Source organism: Roseibium sp. RP-7 (assembly GCF_053005225.1).
The window spans coordinates 1,324,568-1,350,266 of sequence record NZ_JBRKQA010000002.1 but is presented as its reverse complement, the minus strand read 5'-3'; the positions used below and the strand labels follow the sequence as shown (position 1 = coordinate 1,350,266).

The following is a 25,699-nucleotide window of genomic DNA, read 5'->3' as shown; positions in this document are numbered from 1 at the left end:
CAAAATTCCGTACCGGTGCTGTTGACATGACCCATGGCGGCGGCGGCCGGGCCATGTCCGTCCTGATCGAGGACCTGTTTCACCGGCATCTGAAAAATACAATCCTGGACCAGGGCCATGACGCGGCGGTGCTCGAAGTGCCGCCAGGACGGCTCGTCATGTCGACCGATGCCCATGTGATCTCGCCGCTGTTCTTTCCAGGTGGCGATATCGGATCGCTTTCGGTCCATGGCACCTTGAACGATGTGGCCATGGCTGGTGCAAGGCCAGTGTCGCTCACCGCGAGTTTCATACTGGAAGAAGGGTTCCCGCTGGCTGATCTGGAACGGATTGTCATATCCATGGCGCGCGCAGCCCGTGAAGCCGGAGTGCCGGTGGTTTCCGGCGATACCAAGGTGGTTGAAAAGGGGAAGGGCGACGGGGTCTTCATCACGACGACCGGTGTTGGCGTTCTGCCGGAAGGCGTCTCGATTTCTCCCGCTGCGGCCGAGCCAGGTCAGGCGGTTCTTCTGTCCGGTACCATTGGCGATCATGGTGTGGCCATCCTGTCGAAACGGGAAAACCTGACCTTCGAAACCGAAATCCAGTCCGACAGTGCAGCGCTGCATGGCCTCGTCGGTTCGATGGTCGACGCGGTGCCGGGCATTTCGGTTCTGCGGGATCCAACCAGGGGGGGACTGGCAACTGCGCTGAACGAAATCGCCCATGCTTCGAAGGTTGGCGTGATGCTCGAAGAGGGTGAGATCCCCGTTCGCCCGGATGTGGAAGGGGCCTGCGAGCTGCTCGGTCTCGACCCGCTTTATGTCGCCAATGAAGGCAAGCTGATCTGCATCTGCGAGGCTTCTGATGCAGACCGGTTGCTGGAGATCATGAAGGCTCACCCGCTGGGGCAGAATGCTGCGAAGATCGGCGAAATCGTGGAGGACGCCGATTGCATGGTGGTCATGAAGACCGGCTTCGGCGGCTCCCGTGTTGTCGACTGGCTCTCGGGCGAGCAACTGCCGCGCATCTGCTGAGGGCCGCATGGGCCCCAAGGCACTTTCCCAATCCGATGCTTGTCCTCCCGGTCTGGCGCAGCCAGGACCGGGATCCAGCACGTACCGGTCATTGTGTTCCTCCAGGAGAGGCTGCTTTGTTTTCTCAGTCAGGGACTTGAGAGGACGCGCTCGCAGCGCGGCTGATGGCCGGGTTCCGGATCTGCGGGCGGCTGCGCCTTCCTGGTCCGGAATGACGGTGAGGAGGCAACCGGTTTTCGGGGCTTGGCCTATCCGCCCTTTACCTTCAGCTTGCCATTGTCCTTCTTGTCCTGGCCGTCGTTGGCCCATGTGATGCGCAGGTCCAGGCGGGACTGGTCGTCTTCCGTGGTGGCTGTCACCCTGATGGCCAACAGACCTTTCGGGTGCAGGGTAATCTCACCAGTGTCGTCACCGAATTGCAGCTCGCCCTTGGCGATGCCACGCTTGACGGCGTCGAGCAGTTTCTGGATCGATTTCCTGTCCTGCAGGGACTGGTGCCGGAAACGGCCCTTGCGTTCCATCATGACGACAATCCGTGTTGCTGGAGAATGTGCGTCGGATTGAACAGCTTGGCGTGGGGATAATCCCGGCTGATGCCGACGATGTTGCCATCCGGGCAGATGATCGTGGCGCCTGTGCCGATGCCTTCAAGGCCTTCGGAGCTTCTGGAATGCCGGTCGAGCGTGATGTCCGCTTCCAGATGCAAGAGGCCGTGCTTGGACGTCAGCTCCTGTCCGCTGTGCCTGTTGACGTGTCCCTGTACCAGCATCCTGATGCCGGCAATATGGAGATCGTCTACACCGGTTTCGGTCAGCGGATGGTCCACTTCCCGGTATTTCGTGCGCATCAGATTGGCGATGGTGCCGGAGTAGAACACGAAGGGATCTTTCCGGCTTTCCTTCCGAAAGCGGCGATTGACGTGGGCCACACCTTTTGCCGAAATCTGGGACGCCATCTGATCATCGATACCGGCATGCACGAACAGCAGCGAGCCGCTCTGATGCACGGCCTTGAGACTTTGAAAGAACCAGGCGTAGCGTCCGCCGGGTTCAACGAAGAGTTCCCGGCATTTGAGCGCGGCAGCATACAGCTGACGAATGGTAAGGCCGACTTCGGCGGCGTGTTCCGCGAACTTGTCCGCCTTCTTCTTGAGCCGCTGCATTTCCTTGCGGATGGCCGCGTCACTCAGATAGCGTGAGGCTGCCTTCGGAAATTGTCTGGTCCACTTCTTTCCCGGAACCATCAGCGAGAGGCAGGTTTCCTCGTCGGGCAGCAAGGCGAGGTCGGCCGAGCTGCCGACATACCGCTCGTGTACTTCCTTCAAGAGCGGCATCACCTTCTTGCCCATGCGAACGAACATATGGGCATTGAGCGAGCTGCGCTTGACCGTCAGGGCTTCGAGACCGAGGTAAAGCCGCAGGTCGTGGTTGCCGGCGAGGATGACGACATCGGCGCCGGTTTTCAGCAGCGCGCTGAGGCTGTCGAGAAGGTCCAGATTGCTGGGGCCCTTGTCCAGGCAATCGCCACCGATGATGAACTGGCAGCTTCGGCCGAAGGGCGTCAGGTGAAAGTCGCTCAGACCATCTCCATTGCGCTGGATTGCCCGTGCCGCCGTCAGGGATCTCAACAGGCTTTCCGCATCCGCATGCAGGTCGGAAATGAAGATTACCGGCTTTTCCGGCCAGTCCCAGGGGCCAAGAGCATTTGCCCGGGCAAGGCTGCCGACAACACCGGGAAGGGTGCTTTCGGTGGTGAACTGGCCGAGGGGCAGATTCCCGATGGGCGCCAGTGGCCAGGGAACACAGCTTTCGGGCAGGCCGAGATCAATGGCTTCCGCCTGGTCCATCGGCGGCAGAAGCGGGGTCAGTGGCAGATGGGTCATCATGGCAGCAATCCGGTTCAATCCGTTGCGGTTTCAAGTGGCTGGCGCAGTTTCCAGTCACCCCGGTGGTGCACCCAGGTGCCGTCCCTCTCCAGTTTCAGGACGACGGCGCGCGCGTGGTGCATGCTGAGCTGGCGGATCTGATCAAACGTAAGCACACCCAGGCAATGGGCGGCATGTCGTATGGAAGCACCGTGGCCGACGAAGATCCGGGCACCGGGTCCTGCCTCGTCATCCAGATCTGTCATCTTCTGATCCAGGAACGCAGCCACCCGCTGTCCGGCTTCCATCAGGCTCTCAGCGCCCTGAACCGGCAGTCTGTGGTGGCTGTTCGACTTCCAGTCTCCCGGCAGCGAGGCGGTGCGTGGATCGTCTGCTATCACCTGCTCGATTTCCCGCAAGGTGAGGTTGGCAAGGGCACCGACACTGCGTTCGGCAAGAGCTTCATCCTCGGTGATCGTGAAGTCCGATCCGAGGACTTCACCAAGCGACTGGCCGAGAAGCGCTGCCGTCTGCCAGGCTCTGAGCTGGCGTGAACACAAGATCTCCGGTGCCAGCCGGATGCCTTCCTGCCGCGCGATGTCTGCAATCTCGGCGCCAAGTTCTTGTGCCTGCACCTTGCCTGCATCGGTCAGGCCATAGGGCTGCAGGGCACTCGGCGTGTCCGGTTTTTGATTGTAAGCGCCATGACGCACCAGGATGGCGAAGCGGTCTGTCATGGCGTTTGTCCCAGCAGCTCTGCACCGGCTTCAAACAGGGCGTCGAAATCGATCAGTCCCTTCACTTCCCACACCTGAACACCTTCGAGCGCCCCCAGATAGGCCTCTGTGTCGAGCGGTGTTTTCATCGGCCAGAACGGGCCTTGCGGCGTCTGGTAGAACGGGCCGGGGTTCTTCATGATCGCGGACAGAAGATCCGGCCGGTCCTTCAGATCCGTCTTGCTTACTTCGGTCGCGTCGGCGCTGTCGCGGGACCAGTTCAACACCCAGAAATCTGTCAGGCGCGCATCGTGGGAAATGCGCCCGGGGCCATAGATGTCATCGATGAAGAGGTCGTATTTTTCTTCCAGGTGCCAGAGTTCGTCCGGTTCCAGGTTGCGCAGTTCCTCTTCGCGCTCCTCGTCGATAAGACCGGTCAGCCGTGCATTGGTGACGATGGTGCCCGGGTTGATGCGCGGCAGTTTCGGAATGCCGAGCGCATCGGTACTGTTGCCGGCATTGCGCACGAGAAGGCGGTCGTTGGTGACATACTGCGTGCCGGTGAGTTCCATCAGGCGCAACATCGAGGTGGACTTGCCGCCGCCGGAAAGGCCCGATATCGCAAGCCCCCTGTTGGGGGTGCGGACAGCCGCTGCATGACAGGCGACCCACCCCTGCCGCTGGAAGTGATTGAGAAACTGGGTGTTGATGAAGTTGATCACCTGGTTGGGGTGATCGTCCGTAGGGCCAAAGGCGATCGCCCAGTCGGGGGATTGCAGGAACTGCAGACCCGTGCGGACCTTCAGGATCAGGCGCCCGTTTTCAAGGTCGCAGACCGCATCCTTGCGGCCGGACTTTCCCGTTTCCCGCTCCCAGTCGGTGTACTCCGGGTCGAAGGGCAGTTCCATGGATCCGAGCACATGGACGATCCTGTCGGGTTCGCTCGGCGCGGATATCACATGCTGGAAATAGCGCAGCAATTCGGCCAGAAGCGCCGACGAGGTGCATCTCACCTCGACCACATGGCCGCCGACCGTGAGGCACACCGGATCGCAGTTTCGCGTTTCCCGAGCCGGGGAAAGAGCGTCGACAACGTCCTGGACGGTTATGCCGGTCATCCGCGCACCTTTTCAATTACATGGTTGGCGTAAAGCTTGGCAGCGTCGATGCCGGCGCCTTCCAGAGCTCCCTTGAAACCACCGAAGGCCGAGACCTCGAACACGACCGGTCCGCTGTCCGTCAGGCCGACATCCACGGTGGTGAAGTCGAGATCGAACGGTTCCTGCGCGCGGCGCGCCAGTTCGATCAGGTCGGCATCCGGTTCGAACGGTTCGTATTTGCCGCCGTGAAGGATGGTCGTGTTCCAGCTGTTAGTCTGGGCGACGCGGGCATAGGTGCCGAGATAGGACCCGCCGAGGAAAACCATGCCGAGGTCCCTGCCGGAAAGATTGACCTTCTTCTGCAGGTACATCACCGGATTGTCGGCCTTGAACGCGGCAATCTTGTGCCGGAGGGCTGTTTCGCCTTCGGCGGCATCCATCAGCGTCATGCCGCGGGCCTTTGTCGAAAACAGGGGCTTGAACACCGCACTGCCGAACCGCAGGACGGCGGCCAGGGCTTCGTCTTCGCTTTCGCTTACGCAGGTGGCTGGCATGGGAATGCCTGCATAGGCCAGTGTCACGGTGCAGCTCAGCCGGTTGACCAGGCCGAGAATGGACCTTGTGCTGGAAAAGACCCTGGTGCCGCTGGCCTCGGCAAGGCGCAACATCTCCAGCCGGTCCAGCGCTGCGGGGCTGTAGGTCTGGCTGATCTTCTTGACCACGATGCCGTCGAGGCTGCAAAGATCGATCTGCCCAGCTATCAGCGCCCTGGCTTCCAGATCCAGAACGACGTCGGCCATGTCGACCACGCAGCGAAAACCTGTTTGTGCTTCCAGGGCGTCCGCCAGAACTTCCGTCGACCATTTGCCGGGTATGCCGACAACGCCGATCCTGAGGTCAGTCAACGAAGATCTCCTTCATTTGCAGGCGGAACCGGGCCTCGGCGCCAGGCGGGCAGGCAAGGGCCTGTTCGATCAGGTAGCGGGCACGCAGCCACATGCGCCGGGCATGGGACTTGTCCAGAATGAACCGCGTCGATGTGGCAAAGGACCGGGCAAGGCCAAGGGCAAGCCGATATTCGAACGTGTCGTCACCCTGCTTGCGGGCGAAGGCTCTTACGGATTTGTAGAATGCGAGAGAGACATCGCTGATCCGCCGGCGTGTTTCCCTGTCGAGCACCTGAAGCCGGTAATTCGAGACCATGAACACGGAAACGTCCTGGACGTAGTCCATGTAGCGGGAGCGATGCAGATCGACGAAGTGGATCCGGTTCTCGCCGGGGTCGTAGATGATGTTGTCGACGTTGAAGTCACCATGGATATAGACGGAAAAGGGAGCTGTTACCCTTGCCTCGCGGACGGCTGCCTCGATGATCAGGGCGTCGAGCGAGGGAAGGGTTTCTCCCGCGAAATGGATGCCGGTTTCCTTGAATTCCGGGTGAACCCTGCGGACGTCACCAAGGCGTTTGCCAAGTTGCTGCATGCTGCCGAGATCCGCCGGTTCTGCAGTCCGCGTCTGCTTCCAGACGTCTTTCAGCGTGCGGGAAAGACTGGCAAGTGCCTGGTTGCGCAGGGCGTCGCCTTCGTTCAGGACGATGTGCTCGAAGGTCAGGCCGGGCAAATGTTCGATCAGGAGCGCTGCCGACTGGTCGCGTTTGCGGTAGGACAGGATTTTCGGGGCAAGGCCTGGATAGATGGAATGCCAGCTTTTCACCCCCTGGCGCTCTTCCTTGACCTTGCTCTTGTCGCCATCCTTGAAGACCGCCGTAACCGTTTCGGTCTTCTTGTCCTTGATGGCGGAGATGGAACTTCCCGACCTGGTTTCGGCAATCGTTTCAATGGTGACATCGTCGCTGGCCGTGTCCAGGTCCGACATCAGGCTTTGCAGGGCGAAATAGCGTTCGAAATTGACTGCCTGTCCGATGTTGGCGGAAATCAGCGCTTCGCTTATGGTCCGCAGGGATTCGCCCATGCGCTGAAATTCGCTGGCGACCAGCAGGCTGTTGGCGATGTCGGCCGGCAGCCGGTCCGGGTTGCGCATGTCGCGTGTGTAGGCCTTGAAGAGCTTGCGGTAGTCAGCCTCGATCTTGTTCTGGAGCTGGCCGATCTCTATGGCCTTTTCACTGTCCCTGCTGAGAAGGGCGTCCTCGATGCGGGCGACGCCTTGCCGGACACGACGGACGATCGCGGGATAACGTTCAGGTTCGAGCGTTACAAAGGTCTCGATGCGCTCTGCATGGCGCAAGGATTGGCGCACCAGGTTGGCGATGCGCTGAAGATCGGTGGCGACAAACTCCAGGCTGCGCAGGGTAAGATGTTTGCGATCGTTCTTTCTGGCTCCGGCCATCTGCTGGACACAGGCCGCAAGGATCCGGCTCTTCAGGTTATGGGCGTATCCGGCACGGTCCATGATCCGGCGTGCCGTCGCTGCCGTCGGTTCCTTGAAGAAGGCTTCAAGCTGTATGAGCTGACCATCGATTTCCGCGCACAGAAAACGGAGATTTTCCCGAATGGTCTTTGGGGCATTAATCATTATGGGGTCCGAGATAGACTTCGGGCTCCCGCGTACAGCCAAGTGAAAACAGTTTTGTGACATAAAGCGGACGTAGCTGTTGAGCTTCGTCGAAACCTATCCAGCGTGTCCCGACCTGATGGGCGTCCGGGCGTGGTCCCAATACCGGTTCGTAATCTTCGGCAACGCTGCAGGCGAAAATGAAATCGAGCTGGTGCTGATATTCTCTTGCGGCCTGTTTGCGTCGATGAACTTCCGCCACATGCATCAGGTGCGACACGGTGATTGCGGCACCGATTTCTTCCACGCATTCGCGCTTCAGGCAGGCTTCAAGCGTTTCGCCCGGGTCCTGCTTGCCGCCGGGCAGAGTGAAGTACCGGCCTTTGACGGGGTGTCGCTTGTCTTGCACCAGCAGCCGGTCACCCCGGCGGATAAAGGCTCTTGGTGTTGAGCGGATGACGGGCCGAAACACGGCACCTTTTAGGGGCGCGTCACTTGCGATGGATCTCGCTCCCTGTTCAGGCCTGCCGGTTCGGGACCTGCCAGACCGGCTGGCGCAGCTTCTGTCAGGGGCCCGCTTCGGCTTTCAGCAGGGCCGTGATGGGGCGAGTATAGGTGAGTCGCTCACCGCGAGCGAACCGATCTTCGACTGTGCACGGTTTCAAGCGCTTCCGGCCCGCTCAGATATCCGGCCCCATGGCGCGGCCTTCTGTCGAGGGGTCGATGTCGTTGCGCAATTTCTCCAGTGCGCGCATGCGCTCCTGGGCTCGCTTCTGGTTCTCGCGGGTAACGCCGGTGATGAGCACTTCGGCAATCGCCATGAGCGCCAGCGAGGAGTCCCATGGGGAGGGGACCGCGACGCGGGCAGGCAGAACGAAGGTGGCGATGCGGCCGACCGGTGACATCCAGCTATCGGTGACAAGGGCCACTGTGGCACCCTGACGGGCTGCGGCTTCGGCAAACTGGATGATTTCAGCCTGGTAGCGCCGGATATCGAAAACGACGACGACGTCCTTCGGACCGATGCCGATGAGCTGGTCCAGCCAGTTGCCCTGCTGGCCGGCGACGTGATTGACGTTGGCCCGGACGATCCGCAGATGCGCCGCCATGTAACGGGCAAGGCCGTCGGTAAAGCGGCCCCCGATCAGGTGCACATGCTTGCGTTCGTCCGACAGCAGCTTGACGAGGCCGGTGAGTTCACCTTTCGGCAGATGGGCAAAGGTCTCGCGCACATTTTCCAGAAGCTGGCTGACATGGGGGTCGCCGACCGGATCGTCTTCCATGTTGGCACTGCGGGCGAGTGGCGAATTCAGCTGGCTTTCCAGTTCGCCGCGGAGTTTTCGCTGAAACTCGGCGAAGCCGGGAAAGCCCAGGCGGCCGACGAAGCGCAAGATGGTGGGGGAACTGACCCCCGCGGCCTCTGCAAACTGGGCGACGGTGCCCAGTCCCTGCATCGGGTAATTGGCCAACAACGCATGCGCCGCCTTCTTTTCCGTGGCGGTGAATTCGTCCAGACGGTCGCGAATATCTTCCAGAAGAGGACGTTCCATGGGCGTCGGCCTTTATGACGGTCCGCGGCACTGAATTTCATTTGACAGCCGCTGCAATCTGCGTATCAAATATTACAGAAGTTAGTTAAGTCGGCAATCCTGTAATAAACATTACAAAATGCAGGGCCGATCTTTCAGGGAGTAGGGAATGGGTTCGAATCCCCAGACCGGAGGAATGACTCGGGCTGTCGCCGTTGAAAATGCGGAGGGAGCGGGGCCTTTCGTTTTTGTCTGCGATCACGCTTCCAACTTCTTTCCGCCCCCCTACGATACATCGCTCGGTATTACCGATGCGGACAAGATTGCGCATATCGCGTGGGACCCGGGAGCGCTCGGCGTTGCCAGGGGGCTGGCCAAGAGCCTTGATGCGCCGCTGGTGCATACCACTGTCTCGCGCCTGATCATCGACTGCAATCGTGAGGAAAACCGGCCTGACCTGATCCCGTGCCTCAGCGAAACCACCAAGATTGCGGGCAACCAGGACCTGTCGGCCGATGAGAAGACCTTCCGTCTGGACCTTGCGCACCGGCCGTTTCACGACGCCATCGACAATGTGATCAGCCAGCGTCTCGAGCGCGGGCTGCCGACAGCGGTGGTCTCCATCCATTCGTTCACGCCGGTCTACAAGGGCCAGTCCCGTCCCTGGGAAATCGGCCTCATCTACGACAAGGACCGGCGTCTTGCGGATCCGGTCCTGGAGGGCCTGAAGGCCAAGGGTGGCCTGACCGTTGGAGACAATGAGCCGTACGCTCCGTCCGATGGTGTCTATTATACAATCCGCCGGCACGGCGAGGATCGCAAGCTGCCTTGCCTGATGATTGAAATCCGCAACGACGAAGTGAAGACCTCGGCAGAAGAAGCGCAGTGGAGCGATCTTCTGGCGCCCCTGCTGGAGCACGCCGCGCAAGCCGTTGGCGGGCAGACGCAGGGAGAAGCCCATGCTTAAGGCGGCCCGCGTCTATATCTGCATCGTCGACGGCTTCAATCGGGGCCTCGGCAAGATAATCATGTGGGGGGTCTTCGTCATGGCGGCGATCCTTCTGTGGTCATCGATCTCCAAGACCTTCTTCAATCCATCGCTCTGGACACTGGAAGTCGCCCAGTTCGCGATGGTTGCCTATTACATTCTGGGCGGGCCCTATTCCATACAGCTCGGCTCCAATGTGCGCATGGATCTGTTCTATGCCGAGTGGAGCACCAAGAAGAAGGCCTGGTTCGATGCCTTCACGGTGCTGCTGCTGATGTTCTATCTCGGCGTGCTGCTCTATGGCGCGTTGAATTCCACGGCGTACTCGCTTGGCTATTTCGGCAAGGACTCGCTCAGCTTCTGGTGGGACCTGTTCGTTACCTTCATCACCGGTGGTCCTGACGCGGCGGCTGAAAAGCTCGGCTATATCGAGCGGAGCCCGACGGCCTGGCGGCCCTATCTCTGGCCGGTCAAACTCATAATGATCATTGGATTTGTTTTGATGCTGCTGCAGGCCGTCTCGGAATTCATCAAGGATATCGCCCTGATCAAGGGAGAGACGCTCTGATGTCATACGAGATGATCGCTCTCCTGATGTTCTCGTCGATGATGCTGATGCTCCTGACGGGGCAGCGCGTTTTCGGCGCCATCGGTGGCATTGCCGCAATCGCCGCTCTGGCCCTTTGGGGCACTGGCGGTGGCGATATTCCGTTCTCCGCGGCCATGAAGCTGATGAAGTGGTATCCGCTGCTGACGCTGCCGATGTTCATCTTCATGGGCTATGTGCTGTCGGAAACCAAGATCGCCGACGACCTCTACAAGATGTTCCACGTGTGGATGGGCCCGCTCAATGGCGGTCTGGCTATTGGCACGATCCTGCTGATGGTCCTGATTTCCGCCATGAACGGTCTGTCGGTTGCCGGCATGGCCATCGGTGCGACCATCGCGTTGCCGGAACTCCTGAAACGAAAATACGACAAACGGATGGTCACGGGGGTAATCCAGGCCGGGTCGTCGCTTGGCATTCTGGTGCCGCCGTCCGTGGTACTGGTGCTTTATGCGATGATCGCGCGCGCTCCTGTCGGCCAGCTCTGGCTGGCAGGGGTCGTTCCTGGTCTGATGATGGCAGCCATGTTCGTCGTCTACATCGCGATCCGCTGCAAGATCCAACCTGAACTCGGCCCTGCGCTGACGAAAGAAGAGCGCGACGCCTCCAAGGACGAGAAATATCATCTGCTTCTGGCAGGCATCCTGCCGATCATCATCTTTGCGGTGATGATGGTACCCTTCGTGAAGGGCTACACCAGCCTGGTGGAAAGCTCGGCCATTGGTGCTCTGGCCGCCCTGGTGGCTGCCATCATCCGTCGCCGGATGACCTGGGATATCCTGAAGCTTTGCCTGAAGAACACGCTCGGCATTTCGTGCATGTTCATGTGGATCATCCTTGCCGCCCTCGGGTTCGGCGCGGTGTTTGACGGTCTGGGCGCGGTCAAGGCCATCGAGAGCCTCTTCACCGAACAGCTCGGCCTGTCGCCGTGGATGATCCTGATCCTGATGCAGCTGTCCTTCCTGGTGATGGGCACCTTCCTGGACGATACGGCAATGCTGGTCATCGTGGCACCGCTTTACGTGCCTCTGGTCGCAAGCCTTGATCTGGGCATGCCGGCGGGCGAAGTTCTGATCTGGTACGGGGTGCTCTACACGATCACCACGCAGATCGCCTACATGACACCGCCCTTTGGCTACAATCTATTCTTGATGCGGGCGATGGCGCCCAAGGAAATCAGCATGCGCGACATCTACGGCTCGATTACGCCGTTTGTCGCGGTGATGGTCCTGGCGCTCGTCCTCGTCATGGTTTTCCCGCAAATTGCCCTGTGGTTGCCGGATCTGGTTTACGGCAGGTAGCAAGGAACGGGACAAGAAGACAACGTCCGGAGGAAAAACGGAGTTGGACCGCGGACTTACGAGAGCCGGAAAACGGCCGCACCGCTTTAGCTGAATGTGAAACTTAGGGGAACTTGAGATGACCAACAGACGTGAGTTTCTGAAAAAAGCCGGTATCGGCACTGCCGCCGCCGCCGGAGCGACCACCCTTGCGGCTCCGGCCGTGCATGGCCAGTCGCAGATCAAATGGCGCCTCCAGACCTATGCCGGTCCGGCGCTCGCCGAGCACGTGATCAAGCCGCATATCGATGCCTTCAACAAGGCCGCCAACGGCGAGATGGTGATCGAGCTCTACACCGCCGACCAGCTGGTGCCGACGGGCGAACTGTTCCGCGCCATGCAGCAGGGCACGATCGATGCCGTTCAGTCGGACGACGACAGCATGGCGTCCCCGACCGAAGTCACCGTCTTCGGCGGCTACTTCCCGTTCGCTTCCCGTTATTCCCTCGACGTGCCGGTGCTGTTCAACCAGTACGGCCTGAAGGAAATCTGGGAAGAGGAATATGCCAAGGTTGGCGTGAAGCACATTTCCGCAGGTTCCTGGGATCCGTGCCACTTTGCCACCAAGGACCCGATCCGTTCTCTGAAGGATCTTGAAGGCAAGCGCGTCTTCACCTTCCCGACAGCCGGCCGTTTCATGAGCCAGTTCGGCGTCGTGCCGGTCACCCTGCCGTGGGAAGACATCGAGGTTGCCGTTCAGACCGGCGAACTCGACGGCATTGCCTGGTCGGGCATCACCGAGGATTACACCGTCGGCTGGGCGGATGTGACCAACTACTTCCTCACCAACAACATCTCGGGTGCGTGGGCTGGTTCGTTCTTCGCCAACCAGGAGCGCTGGAACGAGCTTCCCGATCACCTGAAGACCATGCTGCAGCTTGCCATGGATGCGTCGCACTACTATCGCCAGTGGTGGTACTGGGGCGGTGAAGCCAACCTGCGCGTCAACGGCACCAAGATGGAGCTGACCTCCATTCCGGACGCAGAATGGGCAACGGTCGAAGAAGCCGCGATGGCCTTCTGGGACGAGATCGCAGCTGAATCCCCGACCAAGGCAAAGGTCGTGGAGATCTTCAAGAAGTACAATCAGGACATGAAGAAGGCCGGCCGGCCTTACCGCTATTCCTGATAGAAACCCGGACCGTGCCGGCCATCGGCAGGCACGGTCAGATCTGCCGGTCCGGAGCGACCCCTCCGGACCGGGATTTTCCGGAATTAAATTCTCGACCGCTCAACCTGGAACAACCGTAAAATGCCTGGCAACCTGACCTTTGATGCACTGAAGACTCTCGTCTCTTCCGGCGAGATCGACACGGTGCTGACCTGTATCGTCGACATGCAGGGACGGCTGATGGGCAAGCGCTTCCACGCCCAGCATTTCGTCGACAGTGCCTATCACGAGACCCATTGCTGCAACTATCTGCTGGCAACCGACCTGGAGATGTACACGGTCGAAGGCTATGCGGCGACGAGCTGGTCCGGCGGGTACGGCGACTATGTCATGAAACCGGATCTTTCCTCCCTGCGGCGGGTGCCGTGGCTGGAAGGCACGGCCATGGTGATGTGCGATGTCCTCGATCACCACACCCACAAGGAAGTGCCGCATTCCCCGCGTGCGATGCTGAAATCGCAAGTCGCGCGTCTGGAGGAACTTGGACTGACGCCGATCATGGCGACCGAGCTGGAGTTTTTCCTGTTCGAGAAAAGCTTTGAGGACATGCGCAAGGGCGGCTACCGCGATCTGGAGCCGATTTCCGGTTACAACGAAGATTACCACATCCTGCAGACCACCAAGGAAGAGGATGTGATGCGCCCGGTGCGCAATCACCTCTATGCCGCCGGCATCCCTGTCGAGAACACCAAGGGTGAAGCCGAAGCCGGGCAGGAAGAGCTCAACATCAAGTATGCACCGGCACTCGACACGGCCGAATATCACACCATCGCCAAGCATGCGGTGAAAGAAATTGCCTGGGCAAAAGGGCGTTCCGCGTCGTTCCTTGCCAAGTGGCATCATTCCCGCGTCGGGTCTTCGTCCCATGTGCACCAGTCGCTGTTCGACAAGGACGGCAACAACGTCTTCGTGGATGCCAAGGGTGAATATGGCATGTCCGAGACCATGCGCCACTACATGGCCGGGCTCATCAAGTATGCGCCGGACTACACCTATTTCCTGGCGCCCTACATCAACAGCTACAAGCGGTTCCAGAAGGGCACCTTCGCGCCGACCAAGACCGTGTGGTCGGTCGACAACCGCACCGCCGGCTTCCGGCTCTGCGGCGAAGGCACCAAGGGCCTTCGCGTCGAGTGCCGCATCGGCGGTTCCGACCTCAATCCCTATCTGGCACTGGCGGTTCAGATCGCTGCCGGCATCAAGGGCATGGAAGAGAAGCTGGAACTCGACGCACCGACCACCGGCGACGTCTACGACGCCAGGAAGGCGAGGGAAATTCCGCACACTTTGCGCGAGGCCCGCGAGACCCTGCGCAAGTCGAAATTCCTGCGAGAAGCGTTCTCCGACCAGGTGATCGACCACTATTCCCGCGCCGCCGAATGGGAGCTGGAGGAGTTCGACCGCGTGGTCACCGATTACGAGATTGCCCGCGGCTTCGAGCGGGCGTAAGAGGCGATGAAGCACTAGAAGGCAAGCTGCTTGGTTACCGCTCATCCTGAGGAGGACCGCTAGGTCCGTCTCGAAGGATGGGCGGCACACCGGACAAGCGGCCCATCCTTCGAGACAGCGCTCGCGCGCTTCCTCAGGATGAGGGAGGTGGGTGCTGAAAAACAAGAAATCGGAGCCAACCACTTTCAACAAACCGTCCGTAGAGGCGGTTCTGAGAGGTTCAAAATGTCAGATGTCATCAAGCTGATTTCCCCCATCGACGGTTCGGTCTATGCCGAACGCACGGCGCTGGACGACGCCGCGGTCGACCGGGTGGTTTCCACCGCACGGACCGCACAGGCAAGCTGGGCTGCCGTGCCGGTTGCCGACCGCGTTGCCTATTGCCTCAAGGCGCTGGAAGCGCTGAAGGCGATGAACGAAGAAGTCGTGCCCGAACTGGCCTGGCAGATGGGCCGGCCGATCCGTTTCGGTGGCGAACTCGGCGGCACCATCGAGCGCACCGAATATTGCGCGAAGATCGCTGCTGAAGCGCTGGCCGATGTGGAGCGCACCGACAAGGCGGGCTTCAAGCGCTACCTGCGCCGCGTGCCGCTCGGCATCGTCATGGTGATCGCGCCGTGGAACTATCCGTTCATGACGGCGATCAATACCATCATGCCGGCGCTCATGGCAGGCAATGTGGTCGTGCTGAAGCATGCCGCGCAGACCCTTCTGGTCGGTGAGCGCCTCGCCAAGGCCTTCGAGATTGCCGGTCTGCCGAAGGGCGTTTTCCAGAACATCGTCCTGACCCATCAGGGCACGGAAAAACTGCTCGGTTCCGGTCTGATCGACCATGTCAACTTCACAGGTTCCGTCGGCGGCGGACGTGCCATCGAAAAGGCGCTGGCCGGTACCTTCGCGACGCTTGGTCTGGAACTGGGCGGCAAGGACCCGGCATATGTGCGGGCTGATGCAGACCTGAACTATGCGGTTGAGAACCTGGTCGATGGTGCATTCTACAACGCCGGCCAATGCTGCTGCGGCATCGAGCGCGTCTATGTGCATGAAAGCCTCTACGACCGCTTCGTCGAAGGCTTTGTCGATCTGACCAGCCAGTACAAGCTTGGCAATCCGCTGGATGAAGCGACCACTCTCGGCCCGATGGCCCAGGCGCGTTTTGCCGCCTGGATCCGCGAGCAGACGCAAGAAGCTCTGCGCAAGGGCGCGAAGGCGCACATCGATACCTCCAAGTTCGAAGCCGACAAGGAAGGCACGCCTTACCTGGCGCCGCAGGTGCTGACGGACGTCAATCACCAGATGTCCGTGATGCGCGAAGAAAGCTTCGGCCCGGTCGTCGGCATCATGAAGGTGAAGGACGACGAGGAAGCGCTGCAGTTCATGAACGACAGCCCCTATGGCCTCACCGCATCGATCTGGACCGAAGACGTTCAGGCCGCTGCAGAGATCGGCGACAAGATCGAGACCGGCACCGTGTTCATGAACCGCTGCGACTATCTCGACCCGGCCCTGGTCTGGACCGGCGTCAAGGACACCGGCAAGGGCGCGGCTCTTTCCGAAATCGGCTTCCACAACCTGACCCGGCCGAAGTCGTTCCACTTCCGTCTGGAACATTGAGGCCGGTCTGACAGACGACCGAGCAAGCCCAGTTTCCTAGTCCCAAATCGGGCAGGGTGATTGAGCTTGCTCCCCTCTCCCCCCTTGAGGGGGAGATGTCTCCGCAAGGAGACAGAGGGGGGGTGCCACCCCCTCGGCAAACTAGGCACCGGAATATACGCAGAGCCCAGTCACCCCCCTCTGTCAGCTTCGCTGACATCTCCCCCGCAAGGGGGAGAGGGGTGCAAGAGGCACTGCCGAGACTTGTAACTGCCTCCCTTGTCGGTGTGGCAGCGACCAGAACCCTGAGTTTCAAGACAACGAGACACCCATGAGCTCACTTCCTTCCGTCAATTGGTCCTATCCGACCTCCGTTCGCTTCGGTGCCGGCCGCATCAAGGAACTTCCCGATGCAGTCAAGGCCACCGGAATGGCCAATCCGCTGCTGGTCACCGACCCGGGCCTTGCCGGCCTGCCGATGGTCGCAGAGGCGATTGCAAGCCTGGAAGCTGCCGGCCTTAAGGCTGCGGTCTTTTCCGACGTCAAGCCGAACCCGGTCGACAGCAACATTGCTGCCGGTGTCGCCGCCTACAAGGCCGGTGGACATGATGGTGTCATCGCTTTTGGTGGCGGTTCGGGCCTCGATGCAGGCAAGCTGATCGCCTTCATGGCCGGCCAGACCCGGCCAATATGGGACTTTGAAGATATCGGCGACTGGTGGACCCGTGCAGATCCGGCCGGTATTGCGCCGATCGTCGCGGTGCCGACCACTGCCGGAACCGGCTCGGAAGTTGGCCGCGCGGGTGTTGTCACCAACGAAGCGACGCACACCAAGAAGGTTATCTTTCATCCGAAAATGCTGCCGGCCATCGTGATCTGCGATCCGGAACTGACCGTCGGCATGCCGCGTTTCATCACCGTCGGCACCGGTATGGACGCTCTGGCACATTGCCTGGAAGCCTATTCCGCACCGATGTATCACCCGATGTCCGAAGGCATCGCGCTTGAAGGCATGCGGCTGGTGTTTGAAAACCTGCCGAAAGTTGCTGCGGATGCGTCTGATCTTGAAGCACGTGGTCACCTGATGAGCGCCGCCGCCATGGGTGCTGTTGCCTTCCAGAAGGGCCTCGGAGCGATCCACTCGCTGTCTCATCCGGTCGGTGCGCTTTATGACACTCACCACGGCATGACCAATGCGGTCTTCATGCCTTACGTGCTGCAGTTCAACAAACCCGCCATCGAACAGAAATTCGAGCGGCTTGCCGGTTTCCTTGGCATCGCCGGCGGTTATCAGGGTGTGCTCGATGCGATCCTGAAACTGCGTGAAGACCTCGGCGTACCGCACACGCTGGCCGGTCTCAATGTCGATGACAGCAAGCGCGACCTGATTGCCGAAATGGCGATTGTCGACCCGACCGCAGGCGGTAACCCGGTTCCGCTGACCAAGGAAGGCGCATTGGACATCTTCGACAAGGCTCAGCAGGGTACCGTCTGAAGCAAGACCCCTTGACCTCGAAGGCGCACCGGATACCGGTGCGCCTTTTTTTGTTTTTCAGGCCATCTTTCGCAATCACGGCCAAGCGTAGCCAAGCCAGGCCGGTGTGCCGCGAGGCCTGTAGATGGACCAGAACTGTTCGCGGACAGCTTTGACGCTCTCCGATCCCGGGTCTTCGCTTCGCTGCGTCGCGGATCACGCACTCAGAGCCTTTGCACTTCAGGTCGCTCTGAACGTTTCCAGGATGAGGTTGGTGGTGCGTGCATTGCTGGCGCTCAGCGCGCCATTCGGTCTTTCTGTTCGAGATCGCTGCTCTCCGCCTTCCGCCACTGATCCGGCGTCATGCCGGTCACCCGCAGGAATTCGCGGTTGAAGTTCGACTTGGTCGAAAACCCTGCCCGGTACATGGCCTCGGTCACCGTGATGCCGTCCTGGCGCAGCAGCGTGCAGACATCCTTGATCCTGAAATCGTTCACATAGCGTGAGACATTCATGTCGCGCACCCGGTTGATGGCCTGCGAGAGCTGACGGGCGGGCAGACCGGCCCGGCGAGCCAGCCTTGAGAGGTTGAGCGTGTCGTCGCGATGAAGGTGCTGTGCCATCATCAGGGCGTCGACTCGCGCGACGATTTCCGCGTCTTCGGAGGTGGCGGTCTGGGCCGCGGGTTCCGGCTCGGTGTTTGTCTCCGTCTGGGCATGGCCTGCCGTGCGGGCGGCAAGACCGATCAGCAGCAGGCTGACTATATTTGCGTTACTGACCAGAATGGCTGCATGGCTGCCGCCCGAGCGTTCGAAATCGAAAAGGATCACCAGATCGAACAGGGCGGACAGGCACAGGCAGAAGGCGGCCAGCCACAGTGCCCGGTGGGCAGCGGCAGCTTCGTCAAGACGGGCAAGTCCGAGGCCGTCCGGTCCGCGCCAGGCGATCCGTGCCAGGGCCACGGCATAGGCCAGGAACAGCAGCACCAGGGCACTATCCAGCAAGATAGGCGCCGCAAGCATCAGACCCAGAATGACGAGTGCGGCCAGTGGCGCCGCTACCATGCGAAACCGTCCGGGCGCGGCCTGGTCGACGAGACCGCGAAAGCTCTCATAGGCAAGAGGGGGCAGCAGAGCGGCCAGCAGCGGCTGCACGAAGCGCAAAGCGTCGACGTTATATCCCCAGCGCAGGCCCAGGACGATGGATTGCAGGCAGCACAGGGCAATCAGCATCAGGAAGGCGCGTGTGGCTGTTGCTCCGTTGCTTTTCTTCAGGAACACAAAGACAAGCGCCAGAAGCAACGCGTTGACGAAGGGCAGGGGAACAAACAGCACGGGCAAGGCACCTCGATGGGGCGATGGCGGGGACCTTTATCGCGATCCGGCATGACTGAATCGTGAAAGAGGACGCTTTCCATCACGGCCTTAGCAAGAATTCGGTCATTGCTCCACTGACTGAAAGACCCCTCATGAAAATACAATCTCTTTTCTTGCCGTTGGTTCTCACGCTGGCTGTCACCACACCAGCCAAGGCCCAGGAACCGGTGGGTGTTCGCGAGATCTCGGTAAATTCGAAAGCCAGAGGCGAGGATCTCACTGTTCTGGTCTGGTACCCGGCCAAGCCGGGCGGGGAGGCGGTGCTGATCGGCGATGACAGGATCTTCGAAGGCACGCCAGCATTGGCCGATGCCGCAAGGGCGGAAGGGATGTATCCGCTGATCGTGCTCTCGCACGGGTCGGGAGCGTCAGTCGAAAAGATGGCCTGGATCGCGAGCGAACTTGCCGGCGAAGGCTTTATTGTCGCCGGTGCAAATCACCCTGGCACCACCAGCGGCGATTCCACGCCGGAAGATACGCCGAAGCTCTGGCAAAGAACGAACGACCTTTCCGTGGTGATTGATAAGTTGATTGCCGATCCGGACTGGTTGGCGTCAATCGATCGAGGAAATATCGGGGCGCTCGGTTTTTCCCTTGGCGGCGCTGCCGTTCTGGAAAGCGTGGGTGCAACGGCAAGCCTGGAGGCTTATGTCGACTATTGCGACACCAATCCGCAGATGCCGGACTGCAAATGGTTCATGGGCGGCAGGGCGTTTGTCGACAGGGAGGAAATCAAGGTCGAGCCGTTTGATCTGCGGACGGTCGACAAGGTTCTTTTCGAACAAAAGAGCCATGATGCCCGGATCAAGTCTGTTATTGCTGTCGATCCGGCGCTGGCGGCCGCCTTTCAGGAGCAAAGCTTCGCGGGCGTCGGTGTGCCGCTGCATTTCCTCAATCTTGGCGTGGCAGGGCAGATCGATGTCGGTGTGCGTTCTGCGCATCTGGCCGCTGCTGCGCCAGACGCCGATCTGGATCACATCGAGGATGCCGTTCATTTCAGCTTCTTGCCCGTGTGCAAGCAAGATGCGATTGCCTTCATGAAATCCATCGGCGAGACGGACAGCCTGTGCACCGATGGTGGCGGCAGGTCTCGTGCCGAGCTGCACGATCAGATGGCCAAGATGATTGTTGAGGCTTTCCGGGAAGATTTGAAGGCGGCAAACTGACGGCCTGGCCGGGGACACGATCGAGCTTTTTGCTCAAGTGGACTGCAGCCTCCCGCGCTTTCGGGTGTGGGAGGCTGCCGGTCGTCTCAAGGTGTCAGGATGAAGCGCCCTGGCTGCGTTCGATCAGCTTCAGCACTGCCACAAGCACGATGCCGTAGAGAACATGGCCAACAAGGGCGACCCAGACGATGCCACTGAAGTTCAGGAAGAAGGGCAGGCCAGCGACCGATGTGATGCCGCCGATGGCGAAGACCCAGAGACCGAAACCGTAAATTGCCGACGGCAGGAGCCAGTGGGTGTTGCCGACCACGCGCTGCCACAACGGTGCGAAGATGAACATCCAGCCGACAGGGTAGCCGATCAGTCCGACGGCGTAGAAATGGACGAAATATCCGCCGAAGTCGCCGTTCGGAAGACCCAGGCTGCCAAGCAGGCTTTTGGCGAGGCCGTGCGGTGAAAGGGTCGCGAAACCCAAAGCCGGACTGATGATCTGGCCCCAGAGGTCGAACGCGTTGGTCGCAAAGAAGCCCGAGATGAACATCAGACCGAGCGTATGAAAACTCAGGGCGGGCAGGGTACCGGCAGTCTGGGCCTGGCTGGAAGTCGTATTCATGACGGGATCACTTTCCTGAGATTGTCTCTTCTGCTGGCAGATACTTGGCTCTGAATGCGATCACATGGAAATAAAATGGCGAGGGTCCTGCGTGACGAATTCGTGATGAAAAATTGACGCCCCGCAGCGGCTGTTTCCAATCTTTGGATAACGCGCCGGCGCTGTTGCTACACCTCCTCTTGCATGATCGGATGCGCCCTCTTTACAACGCCGACAATGTGAGAATGCCGAAATGGATAAGTTGCCCGTCCGCCTCTATGCCGCTTTTGCTGCCGATGAGCGAGGCGGCAACATCGGCGGCGTTGTTTTTGAGGATACGCCGCTGTGGCCAGACGCGCGTCAGCGGATCGCTGCGGATATCGGTGCCCCGACAACGGGTTTTGTCCGCCAGAAGTCCGACAAGAGGATCGAGGTCCGCTTTCACTCGACCCGGGCGGAAATGGATATGTGCGGCCATGTTACAGTTGCGATTTTTGCAGCGTTGCTGGCCGACGGGCGGATTGGGCCTGGAAGCTATGTGCAGGAAACACCCGCGGGGGAAATCGGTGTTGATGTCGCCTCGGACGGTGCCATCACCATGCACCAGCCTTTGCCGAAGTTCGGATTGAACGAGGCAATCGCGGACGAGATAGCTCCGCTGCTCGGCATGGAGCCGGCTGGTATTCTCAGCGTTGCGGCGTCCTCGACAGCCCTTCGGCATGTTTTCATCGAAGTGGAAGATACCGATGCTCTGGCAGCCCTTCGTCCGGATGATGACGGGCTGCGCCGTTTCAGCCAGGCACGGTCGATCGACACGATGGGCATCTGGTGCCGGACAGGGCGTGGTCTGGGCAAGGCTAAGGTTCGCCTGCGGGATCTCTGCCACGGTGTCGGCGATCCGGAAGAGGCGGCGAGCGGCACCACCAACGGTGCGCTGGCCTGCCAATTGTTCCGGGCGCAAAAACTTCTGCCTGGTAATGGCGGACAGGCGGTCCTGGTCGCGGAGCAGGGCTTCGAGATGGGTCGTCCAAGCATCGTCAGAACAGTGCTGAACACGTCTGGCGGCGAAGTCACCGGTGTTTCTGTCGGTGGGTATGCGGCCTTGCGGTTGACGGGCGAGTTTCACCTGTGAAACCCGCTGCGCCGGTGTGACGTCAGACCCGTTCGAACAGCGCTGGTCCCGTCTCGCTGAAGAGTTCGATCTCGAGCGACTTGGCCGGACCGGATGATACATCGCCAAAGACGAGCGTCGAACGGGATCCGTCGGGCGCGTTCTCGGTGACGAAATCGAACACCATTACCGGCCCGCTCCAGGGCTTCAGCGGGAAGGGGATCTGTTTCGGTCCTGCCATCAGCACCAGCTTGTCGCCGTCTGCCTTGATTTCGACCTTGCCGAAATACGGGTTGGAATAGGTGCCGGTGAGAAGGTCTTGCGGAGGCGTCGGGCCGGCATCTGCCGGGCGGTCCTGACCGACAGTGCTGCCACGTTTGGTGTAGAAGCCTTCGAACCTGCTCGAATATCCGCCGTACCAGTCCCGGGTGATGTGGCCGAGCTGTGCCAGGTCGGTGAAAGAGGCCGTGATGGCTTCAGCTGCCCCGACAGGGGCTGCATTGGTGAGGACGACTATGCCCAGGCCGAGCGAGGGGATCATCGCAAAGCAGGTGCCCGCGCCCAGCAGGAACGCGCCGGAATGGCCGATCCGGACACGGCCGGACGGATCAGTGCCGACATTGAAACCGTAACCGTAAAAGCCGGACCTGGCATCGGGGCTGTGGGGGCGATCCGAAAAGCTTTGCGGGCTGATGGCCGGCAGAAGCGCCTCGGGTGCGATAAGCGGAGTTCCCGCGTGGGCGCCGTCTGCAAGCAGCATCTTCAGCCAGATGGCCAGATCGTTGGCGGTCGAACTGACGCCACCTGCCGGCGACTGGGCATCGGGCTTGCGCTGGTACAGCGGAGCAAAGCCGTCGCCGTCTCGGCTGTGTGGGATGGCGCGGTTGCTTGCTGCTATGTAGTCGGCAAAGCGTGAGCTGGTCGACGTCATGCCGAGTGGCCTGTAAAGCGCTTCTTCCGAAAGGCTGCTCCAGTCGGTGCCGGCAGCCTCGGCAACGGCCTCCGCGGCGGCAGTCAGGCCGAAGTTGGTATAGGCATAGGAAATCCGGAAAGGTGCCAGCGGCAGAAGCTTCAATCTCTGCAGGATTTCCTTTCGGTCGTAACCCAGGTCTTCCAGATCGTCGCCTGCGTGGTCCGGCAGACCGGAGCGATGGCTGTAGAGGTCACCTATGGTCAGCTTTTCGGTGCGGTCGGGATCGGACAATTCGAACCAGGGCAACAGTTCACGCATCCGGCTGTCCCAGCCGACGACGCCCTTGCTGACCTGGCTCGCAACGACGGTCGCGCCCACCGGTTTGGAGAGGGACGCAAGCTGAAACACGGTGTCCGGTGTGATGGTTTCCGGTCCGTCAAGGCGGCGCACGCCGAAGCCCTTGGAATAGACGGTTTCGCCCCGATGAACGGCGGCAACGGCGAGCCCCGGGATTTTGCTGCGCGTCATCACGTCGGCCACGATTGCGTCAAGCTCCGCGACTGCCTTTGCAATCTGCTCGGGCGAGGCTTCAACGCCTGGTGTCTGGGCAGGAGAAAGCTCCTGCGCAAACCCACGCAGTGGCAGTGCAGTCAGTGCAGCGGTCGCAGTGCCGAGAAACAGACGGCGGGAGAGTGTGTGCCGGGGCATATGCAAATTCCTTGGGGAGATACTGAAATCAAAACAAGCATATGCATGATGCGCGAAACGCACCTGAGAGATCAACTTAACGACGTGTAATGCGGGTTTGTTGAAACTTCTTGGTTAAGCAACCGTGTCTTGAGCAGACAAGCAAGTGGCCGGCACCAGAACGGCATCCGGCCGGCAGGTCGGGTGCTATTCGATGTCGCCGTGGACGGCGACCATATCCAGTTTCGCTTCCGGAGCGGCAATGGTTCTGAAGGCTTCGCGCACACCGTCTTCGGTCAGGTCGCGCTGAACGGCGATCAGCGTGTTTTCCGGATGCTCCTCGCAAAGCTCTGCCATATAGGCCAGCTCCTGACGGGCAACACCAAGCGCCGCCTCTACGGAAGGTGCGCCGTAAATGTCGACAAAATGCTGAGCAAGCCGCTCTGCGAGGGTGGCAAGCTCGGCCTCTTCGATCGGGGTGACGGCAACGAAGGTTGCTCTGCCGAAGGTTTCCAGCCCCAGCCAGCCGTTGGCAAAGGCCTGACGTGCCTTGCCGGTCAGGTCGGCTTCGGTCCAGTCGGAAAACTCGAAGCCGCCGGACAGGCACCATTCGCCGGTACGAGCCGGGGAAAAGAAGACGTTGCGGTCGCTGTCATCCAGGTGAATGGCACGAGCGAGTTTCATCCGGTTATCCCTCAAGACGGCTGGAAAGCGGGATCAAGGTCGTGTCCTCACCCGTTCTCAGCAACATACCAAAATTTTCATCGACACCGACGAAAGTGCCGGAGGTTCCGTCAACCTCCACCGTTTCACCCAGCGTCGGAACAAGACTGCGCCAGTCGGAATGGACGGGGCGCGGGCCGTCGTCCAGCCAGCGATTGAGCCAGTAAAGGCTATGGCGCACCCAACACTCCAGGAGCTGGTCGGGGGTAATCTCGCCGCAGCCTTCTTCGGACAACCAGGTTCGGTCAGGATCCTTGCCGGGGTTTGATTTCCGGCTAGTCATGCTGAGTTCCAGGCCGAGGATCAGCCAGTCCGGGGTTGCCTCGGGATCCTGCGTAGACGCCTTGACGCGCATGCGCCCGCAGACCGCGCCGTTGACGCGAATCCGGCCATCCCATTCCAGGTGGACTGCCACCTCCGGCGGGGCGAGCGTGCCGAGCGCTGCCTGAAAGCCGAGGCCGCACACGGGCAGGATGGCCATGGCCTCCTCCAGCGGGACTTCCGGTGCAAAGATCAGAGCCGCCCGCAGGCGTTCCCCGCCAAGGTTATAGATGACTGTTCCAGGGTCCGTGCCGGTGATGGCAAGCGCCAATGCACGTTCGAAGGGATCTGCCTGTCCGGTTAGTGCCTCGCCCTGAAAAAGCGGCGGAAACTGCACTTCGCTCATGCGTTGCCCTCCGCGATCAAAGTTCGGGCGAGTTGACGGAACACGGAAGCTTCCGGCGCTTCAGGTGTCTTGATCGAAATCGGTGTGCCGCCATCGCCGGCAAGACGGATGTTGAGATGCAGCGGCACTTCGGCCAACAGGGGAACACCGAGCTTTTCCGCTTCCGCAGCAACGCCGCCATGGCCAAAGACGTGTTCCTCATGGCCGCAGTTGGAGCAGATGTGGGTCGACATGTTCTCGATCATGCCGATAAGCGGAACCTGCATCTGCTCGAACATGCTGATGCCCTTGCGGGCATCGATCAGGGCAACGTCCTGCGGTGTCGAAACGATGATGGCGCCGTCGACGGCGAACTTCTGGCAAAGTGTCATCTGGACATCGCCGGTGCCGGGCGGCAGATCGACGATCAGCGCATCGAGCGCGCCCCATTGCACCTGGGTCATCATCTGCTGCAGAGCACCCATCAGCATCGGCCCGCGCCAGGCAACTGCCTCGTCGCCAGATGTCATCAGGCCGATGGACATCATGGTGACACCGTGGTTGCGCAGCGGCAGGATCATCTGGCCATCCGGCGAGGTCGGCCGGCCGGAGATGCCAAGCATCTTGGGCTGCGACGGACCATAGACATCGGCATCCAGCAGACCCACCTTGCGGCCTTCGGCGGCCAGCGCACAGGCAAGATTGGCAGCCACGGTCGACTTGCCGACGCCGCCCTTGCCCGAGGCAACCGCGATCACCCGGTCGATGCCAGGCACCTTCTGCGGCCCGGTTGCGCCCGGTGCTGCCGGTTTCGCCCGGATCGGCTGCGGTTCGGACGGTTTGGGCGCTGCGGGTTTGGCGGCCTGTGCGGCCGGCTGGTCCGCATGGGACGTCAGGATCACCTGAACGCTTTCGCAGCCTTCCAGCGCTTCAAGCTTCGTTTCCGCTTCGCTTTTCAGAACTTCCATCTCGGCCATGCGCCGCGGGTCGATCTCCAGAACGAAGCGGACCGTACCGCCATTGACCTGCAGTGCCCGCATCATGCCCGAGGCGGCAATGTCCTCGCCGGAGGCCGGATCCTTGATCGTCTTCAGAACCGACAGGGCGGTTTCGCGCGTCAGTGACAC

General features: G+C 60.7%; 24 protein-coding genes. 10 read left to right on the top strand and 14 right to left on the bottom strand.

The window, feature by feature from the left end; all coding sequences use genetic code 11:
• Positions 1 to 26: 26 nt before the first annotated feature.
• On the top strand, positions 27 to 1,016 hold the full coding sequence (gene hypE / locus ACVDG9_RS20880) for a hydrogenase expression/formation protein HypE (protein ID WP_447239047.1): 990 nt from the start codon (positions 27 to 29) through the stop codon (positions 1,014 to 1,016).
• 248 nt (positions 1,017 to 1,264) lie between these two features.
• On the opposite strand, the gene ACVDG9_RS20875 is transcribed toward hypE, so the two are convergent.
• The 8 genes from ACVDG9_RS20875 to ACVDG9_RS20840 all read right to left on the bottom strand — a co-directional run bounded on the left by ACVDG9_RS20875 (position 1,265) and on the right by ACVDG9_RS20840 (position 8,757).
• Complete coding sequence (locus ACVDG9_RS20875; protein ID WP_152505618.1) at positions 1,265 to 1,540, bottom strand: amphi-Trp domain-containing protein; 276 nt, start codon at positions 1,538 to 1,540, stop codon at positions 1,265 to 1,267.
• Entirely contained in the window at positions 1,537 to 2,901 is a 1,365-nt protein-coding gene (locus tag ACVDG9_RS20870; RefSeq protein ID WP_447238869.1) for a metallophosphoesterase family protein, read from the bottom strand. The genes ACVDG9_RS20875 and ACVDG9_RS20870 overlap by 4 nt, the downstream gene beginning before the upstream one ends.
• A gap of 14 nt (positions 2,902 to 2,915) precedes the next feature.
• On the bottom strand, positions 2,916 to 3,617 hold the full coding sequence (locus ACVDG9_RS20865) for a histidine phosphatase family protein (protein WP_447238868.1): 702 nt from the start codon (positions 3,615 to 3,617) through the stop codon (positions 2,916 to 2,918).
• Positions 3,614 to 4,714, bottom strand: coding sequence for an HprK-related kinase B (locus ACVDG9_RS20860; RefSeq protein WP_055656270.1), 1,101 nt, complete (start codon positions 4,712 to 4,714; stop codon positions 3,614 to 3,616). The genes ACVDG9_RS20865 and ACVDG9_RS20860 overlap by 4 nt, the downstream gene beginning before the upstream one ends.
• The gene (locus tag ACVDG9_RS20855) at positions 4,711 to 5,601 is read right to left on the bottom strand and encodes a GAK system ATP-grasp enzyme (protein ID WP_447238867.1); all 891 of its coding nucleotides are present in this window, start codon (positions 5,599 to 5,601) and stop codon (positions 4,711 to 4,713) included. The genes ACVDG9_RS20860 and ACVDG9_RS20855 overlap by 4 nt, the downstream gene beginning before the upstream one ends.
• Positions 5,594 to 7,228, bottom strand: coding sequence for a phosphotransferase (locus tag ACVDG9_RS20850; RefSeq protein WP_447238866.1), 1,635 nt, complete (start codon positions 7,226 to 7,228; stop codon positions 5,594 to 5,596). Before ACVDG9_RS20850 ends, ACVDG9_RS20855 begins: the two co-directional genes overlap by 8 nt.
• Positions 7,221 to 7,616, bottom strand: coding sequence for an NUDIX domain-containing protein (locus tag ACVDG9_RS20845; RefSeq protein ID WP_447239046.1), 396 nt, complete (start codon positions 7,614 to 7,616; stop codon positions 7,221 to 7,223). The genes ACVDG9_RS20850 and ACVDG9_RS20845 overlap by 8 nt, the downstream gene beginning before the upstream one ends.
• A gap of 271 nt (positions 7,617 to 7,887) precedes the next feature.
• Positions 7,888 to 8,757 carry a MurR/RpiR family transcriptional regulator gene (locus tag ACVDG9_RS20840; protein ID WP_023003093.1) on the bottom strand — a complete coding sequence of 290 codons (870 nt, stop codon included), beginning with the start codon at positions 8,755 to 8,757 and terminating at the stop codon, positions 7,888 to 7,890.
• A 148-nt stretch (positions 8,758 to 8,905) separates the two neighbouring features.
• Between ACVDG9_RS20840 and ACVDG9_RS20835 the strand changes: the two genes are divergently transcribed.
• The 7 genes from ACVDG9_RS20835 to ACVDG9_RS20805 all read left to right on the top strand — a co-directional run bounded on the left by ACVDG9_RS20835 (position 8,906) and on the right by ACVDG9_RS20805 (position 17,379).
• On the top strand, positions 8,906 to 9,703 hold the full coding sequence (locus ACVDG9_RS20835; protein WP_209009322.1) for an N-formylglutamate amidohydrolase: 798 nt from the start codon (positions 8,906 to 8,908) through the stop codon (positions 9,701 to 9,703).
• Complete coding sequence (locus ACVDG9_RS20830; protein ID WP_447238865.1) at positions 9,696 to 10,292, top strand: TRAP transporter small permease subunit; 597 nt, start codon at positions 9,696 to 9,698, stop codon at positions 10,290 to 10,292. The genes ACVDG9_RS20835 and ACVDG9_RS20830 overlap by 8 nt, the downstream gene beginning before the upstream one ends.
• Positions 10,292 to 11,632 carry a TRAP transporter large permease gene (locus ACVDG9_RS20825; protein ID WP_023003096.1) on the top strand — a complete coding sequence of 447 codons (1,341 nt, stop codon included), beginning with the start codon at positions 10,292 to 10,294 and terminating at the stop codon, positions 11,630 to 11,632. Before ACVDG9_RS20830 ends, ACVDG9_RS20825 begins: the two co-directional genes overlap by 1 nt.
• A gap of 118 nt (positions 11,633 to 11,750) precedes the next feature.
• A complete protein-coding gene (locus ACVDG9_RS20820) occupies positions 11,751 to 12,800 on the top strand; it encodes a TRAP transporter substrate-binding protein (protein WP_023003097.1) in 1,050 nt (349 codons plus the stop codon).
• Between the two features lie 123 nt (positions 12,801 to 12,923).
• Positions 12,924 to 14,291: a glutamine synthetase family protein gene (locus tag ACVDG9_RS20815; RefSeq protein ID WP_447238864.1), complete on the top strand. Its 1,368-nt coding sequence runs from the start codon at positions 12,924 to 12,926 to the stop codon at positions 14,289 to 14,291.
• A gap of 225 nt (positions 14,292 to 14,516) precedes the next feature.
• Positions 14,517 to 15,905, top strand: a complete 1,389-nt coding sequence (locus tag ACVDG9_RS20810) for an aldehyde dehydrogenase family protein (RefSeq protein WP_296603469.1) — start codon at positions 14,517 to 14,519, stop codon at positions 15,903 to 15,905.
• Positions 15,906 to 16,215: 310 nt separating this feature from the next.
• Positions 16,216 to 17,379 (top strand): iron-containing alcohol dehydrogenase, encoded by a 1,164-nt coding sequence (locus tag ACVDG9_RS20805; protein ID WP_447238863.1) that lies wholly within the window; start codon positions 16,216 to 16,218, stop codon positions 17,377 to 17,379.
• A gap of 275 nt (positions 17,380 to 17,654) precedes the next feature.
• Here the strand turns inward: ACVDG9_RS20805 and ACVDG9_RS20800 are convergent, their stop codons facing one another.
• Complete coding sequence (locus ACVDG9_RS20800; protein WP_447238862.1) at positions 17,655 to 18,692, bottom strand: helix-turn-helix domain-containing protein; 1,038 nt, start codon at positions 18,690 to 18,692, stop codon at positions 17,655 to 17,657.
• 134 nt (positions 18,693 to 18,826) lie between these two features.
• On the opposite strand from ACVDG9_RS20800, the gene ACVDG9_RS20795 reads away from it, so the two are divergent.
• Positions 18,827 to 19,900: an alpha/beta hydrolase family protein gene (locus tag ACVDG9_RS20795; RefSeq protein WP_447238861.1), complete on the top strand. Its 1,074-nt coding sequence runs from the start codon at positions 18,827 to 18,829 to the stop codon at positions 19,898 to 19,900.
• 94 nt (positions 19,901 to 19,994) lie between these two features.
• Here the strand turns inward: ACVDG9_RS20795 and ACVDG9_RS20790 are convergent, their stop codons facing one another.
• The gene (locus ACVDG9_RS20790; protein ID WP_023003103.1) at positions 19,995 to 20,513 is read right to left on the bottom strand and encodes a hypothetical protein; all 519 of its coding nucleotides are present in this window, start codon (positions 20,511 to 20,513) and stop codon (positions 19,995 to 19,997) included.
• Positions 20,514 to 20,745: 232 nt separating this feature from the next.
• Between ACVDG9_RS20790 and ACVDG9_RS20785 the strand changes: the two genes are divergently transcribed.
• Complete coding sequence (locus ACVDG9_RS20785; RefSeq protein WP_152505629.1) at positions 20,746 to 21,624, top strand: PhzF family protein; 879 nt, start codon at positions 20,746 to 20,748, stop codon at positions 21,622 to 21,624.
• A gap of 22 nt (positions 21,625 to 21,646) precedes the next feature.
• On the opposite strand, the gene ACVDG9_RS20780 is transcribed toward ACVDG9_RS20785, so the two are convergent.
• From ACVDG9_RS20780 to ACVDG9_RS20765, 4 genes are all read right to left on the bottom strand, one after another.
• Positions 21,647 to 23,224, bottom strand: a complete 1,578-nt coding sequence (locus ACVDG9_RS20780; protein ID WP_152505630.1) for a serine hydrolase — start codon at positions 23,222 to 23,224, stop codon at positions 21,647 to 21,649.
• Positions 23,225 to 23,410: 186 nt separating this feature from the next.
• Positions 23,411 to 23,887 carry a DUF6505 family protein gene (locus ACVDG9_RS20775; protein WP_062487297.1) on the bottom strand — a complete coding sequence of 159 codons (477 nt, stop codon included), beginning with the start codon at positions 23,885 to 23,887 and terminating at the stop codon, positions 23,411 to 23,413.
• Positions 23,888 to 23,891: 4 nt separating this feature from the next.
• Complete coding sequence (locus ACVDG9_RS20770; protein WP_447238860.1) at positions 23,892 to 24,593, bottom strand: biotin/lipoate--protein ligase family protein; 702 nt, start codon at positions 24,591 to 24,593, stop codon at positions 23,892 to 23,894.
• Positions 24,590 to 25,699: an Mrp/NBP35 family ATP-binding protein gene (locus ACVDG9_RS20765; RefSeq protein WP_447238859.1), complete on the bottom strand. Its 1,110-nt coding sequence runs from the start codon at positions 25,697 to 25,699 to the stop codon at positions 24,590 to 24,592. The genes ACVDG9_RS20770 and ACVDG9_RS20765 overlap by 4 nt, the downstream gene beginning before the upstream one ends.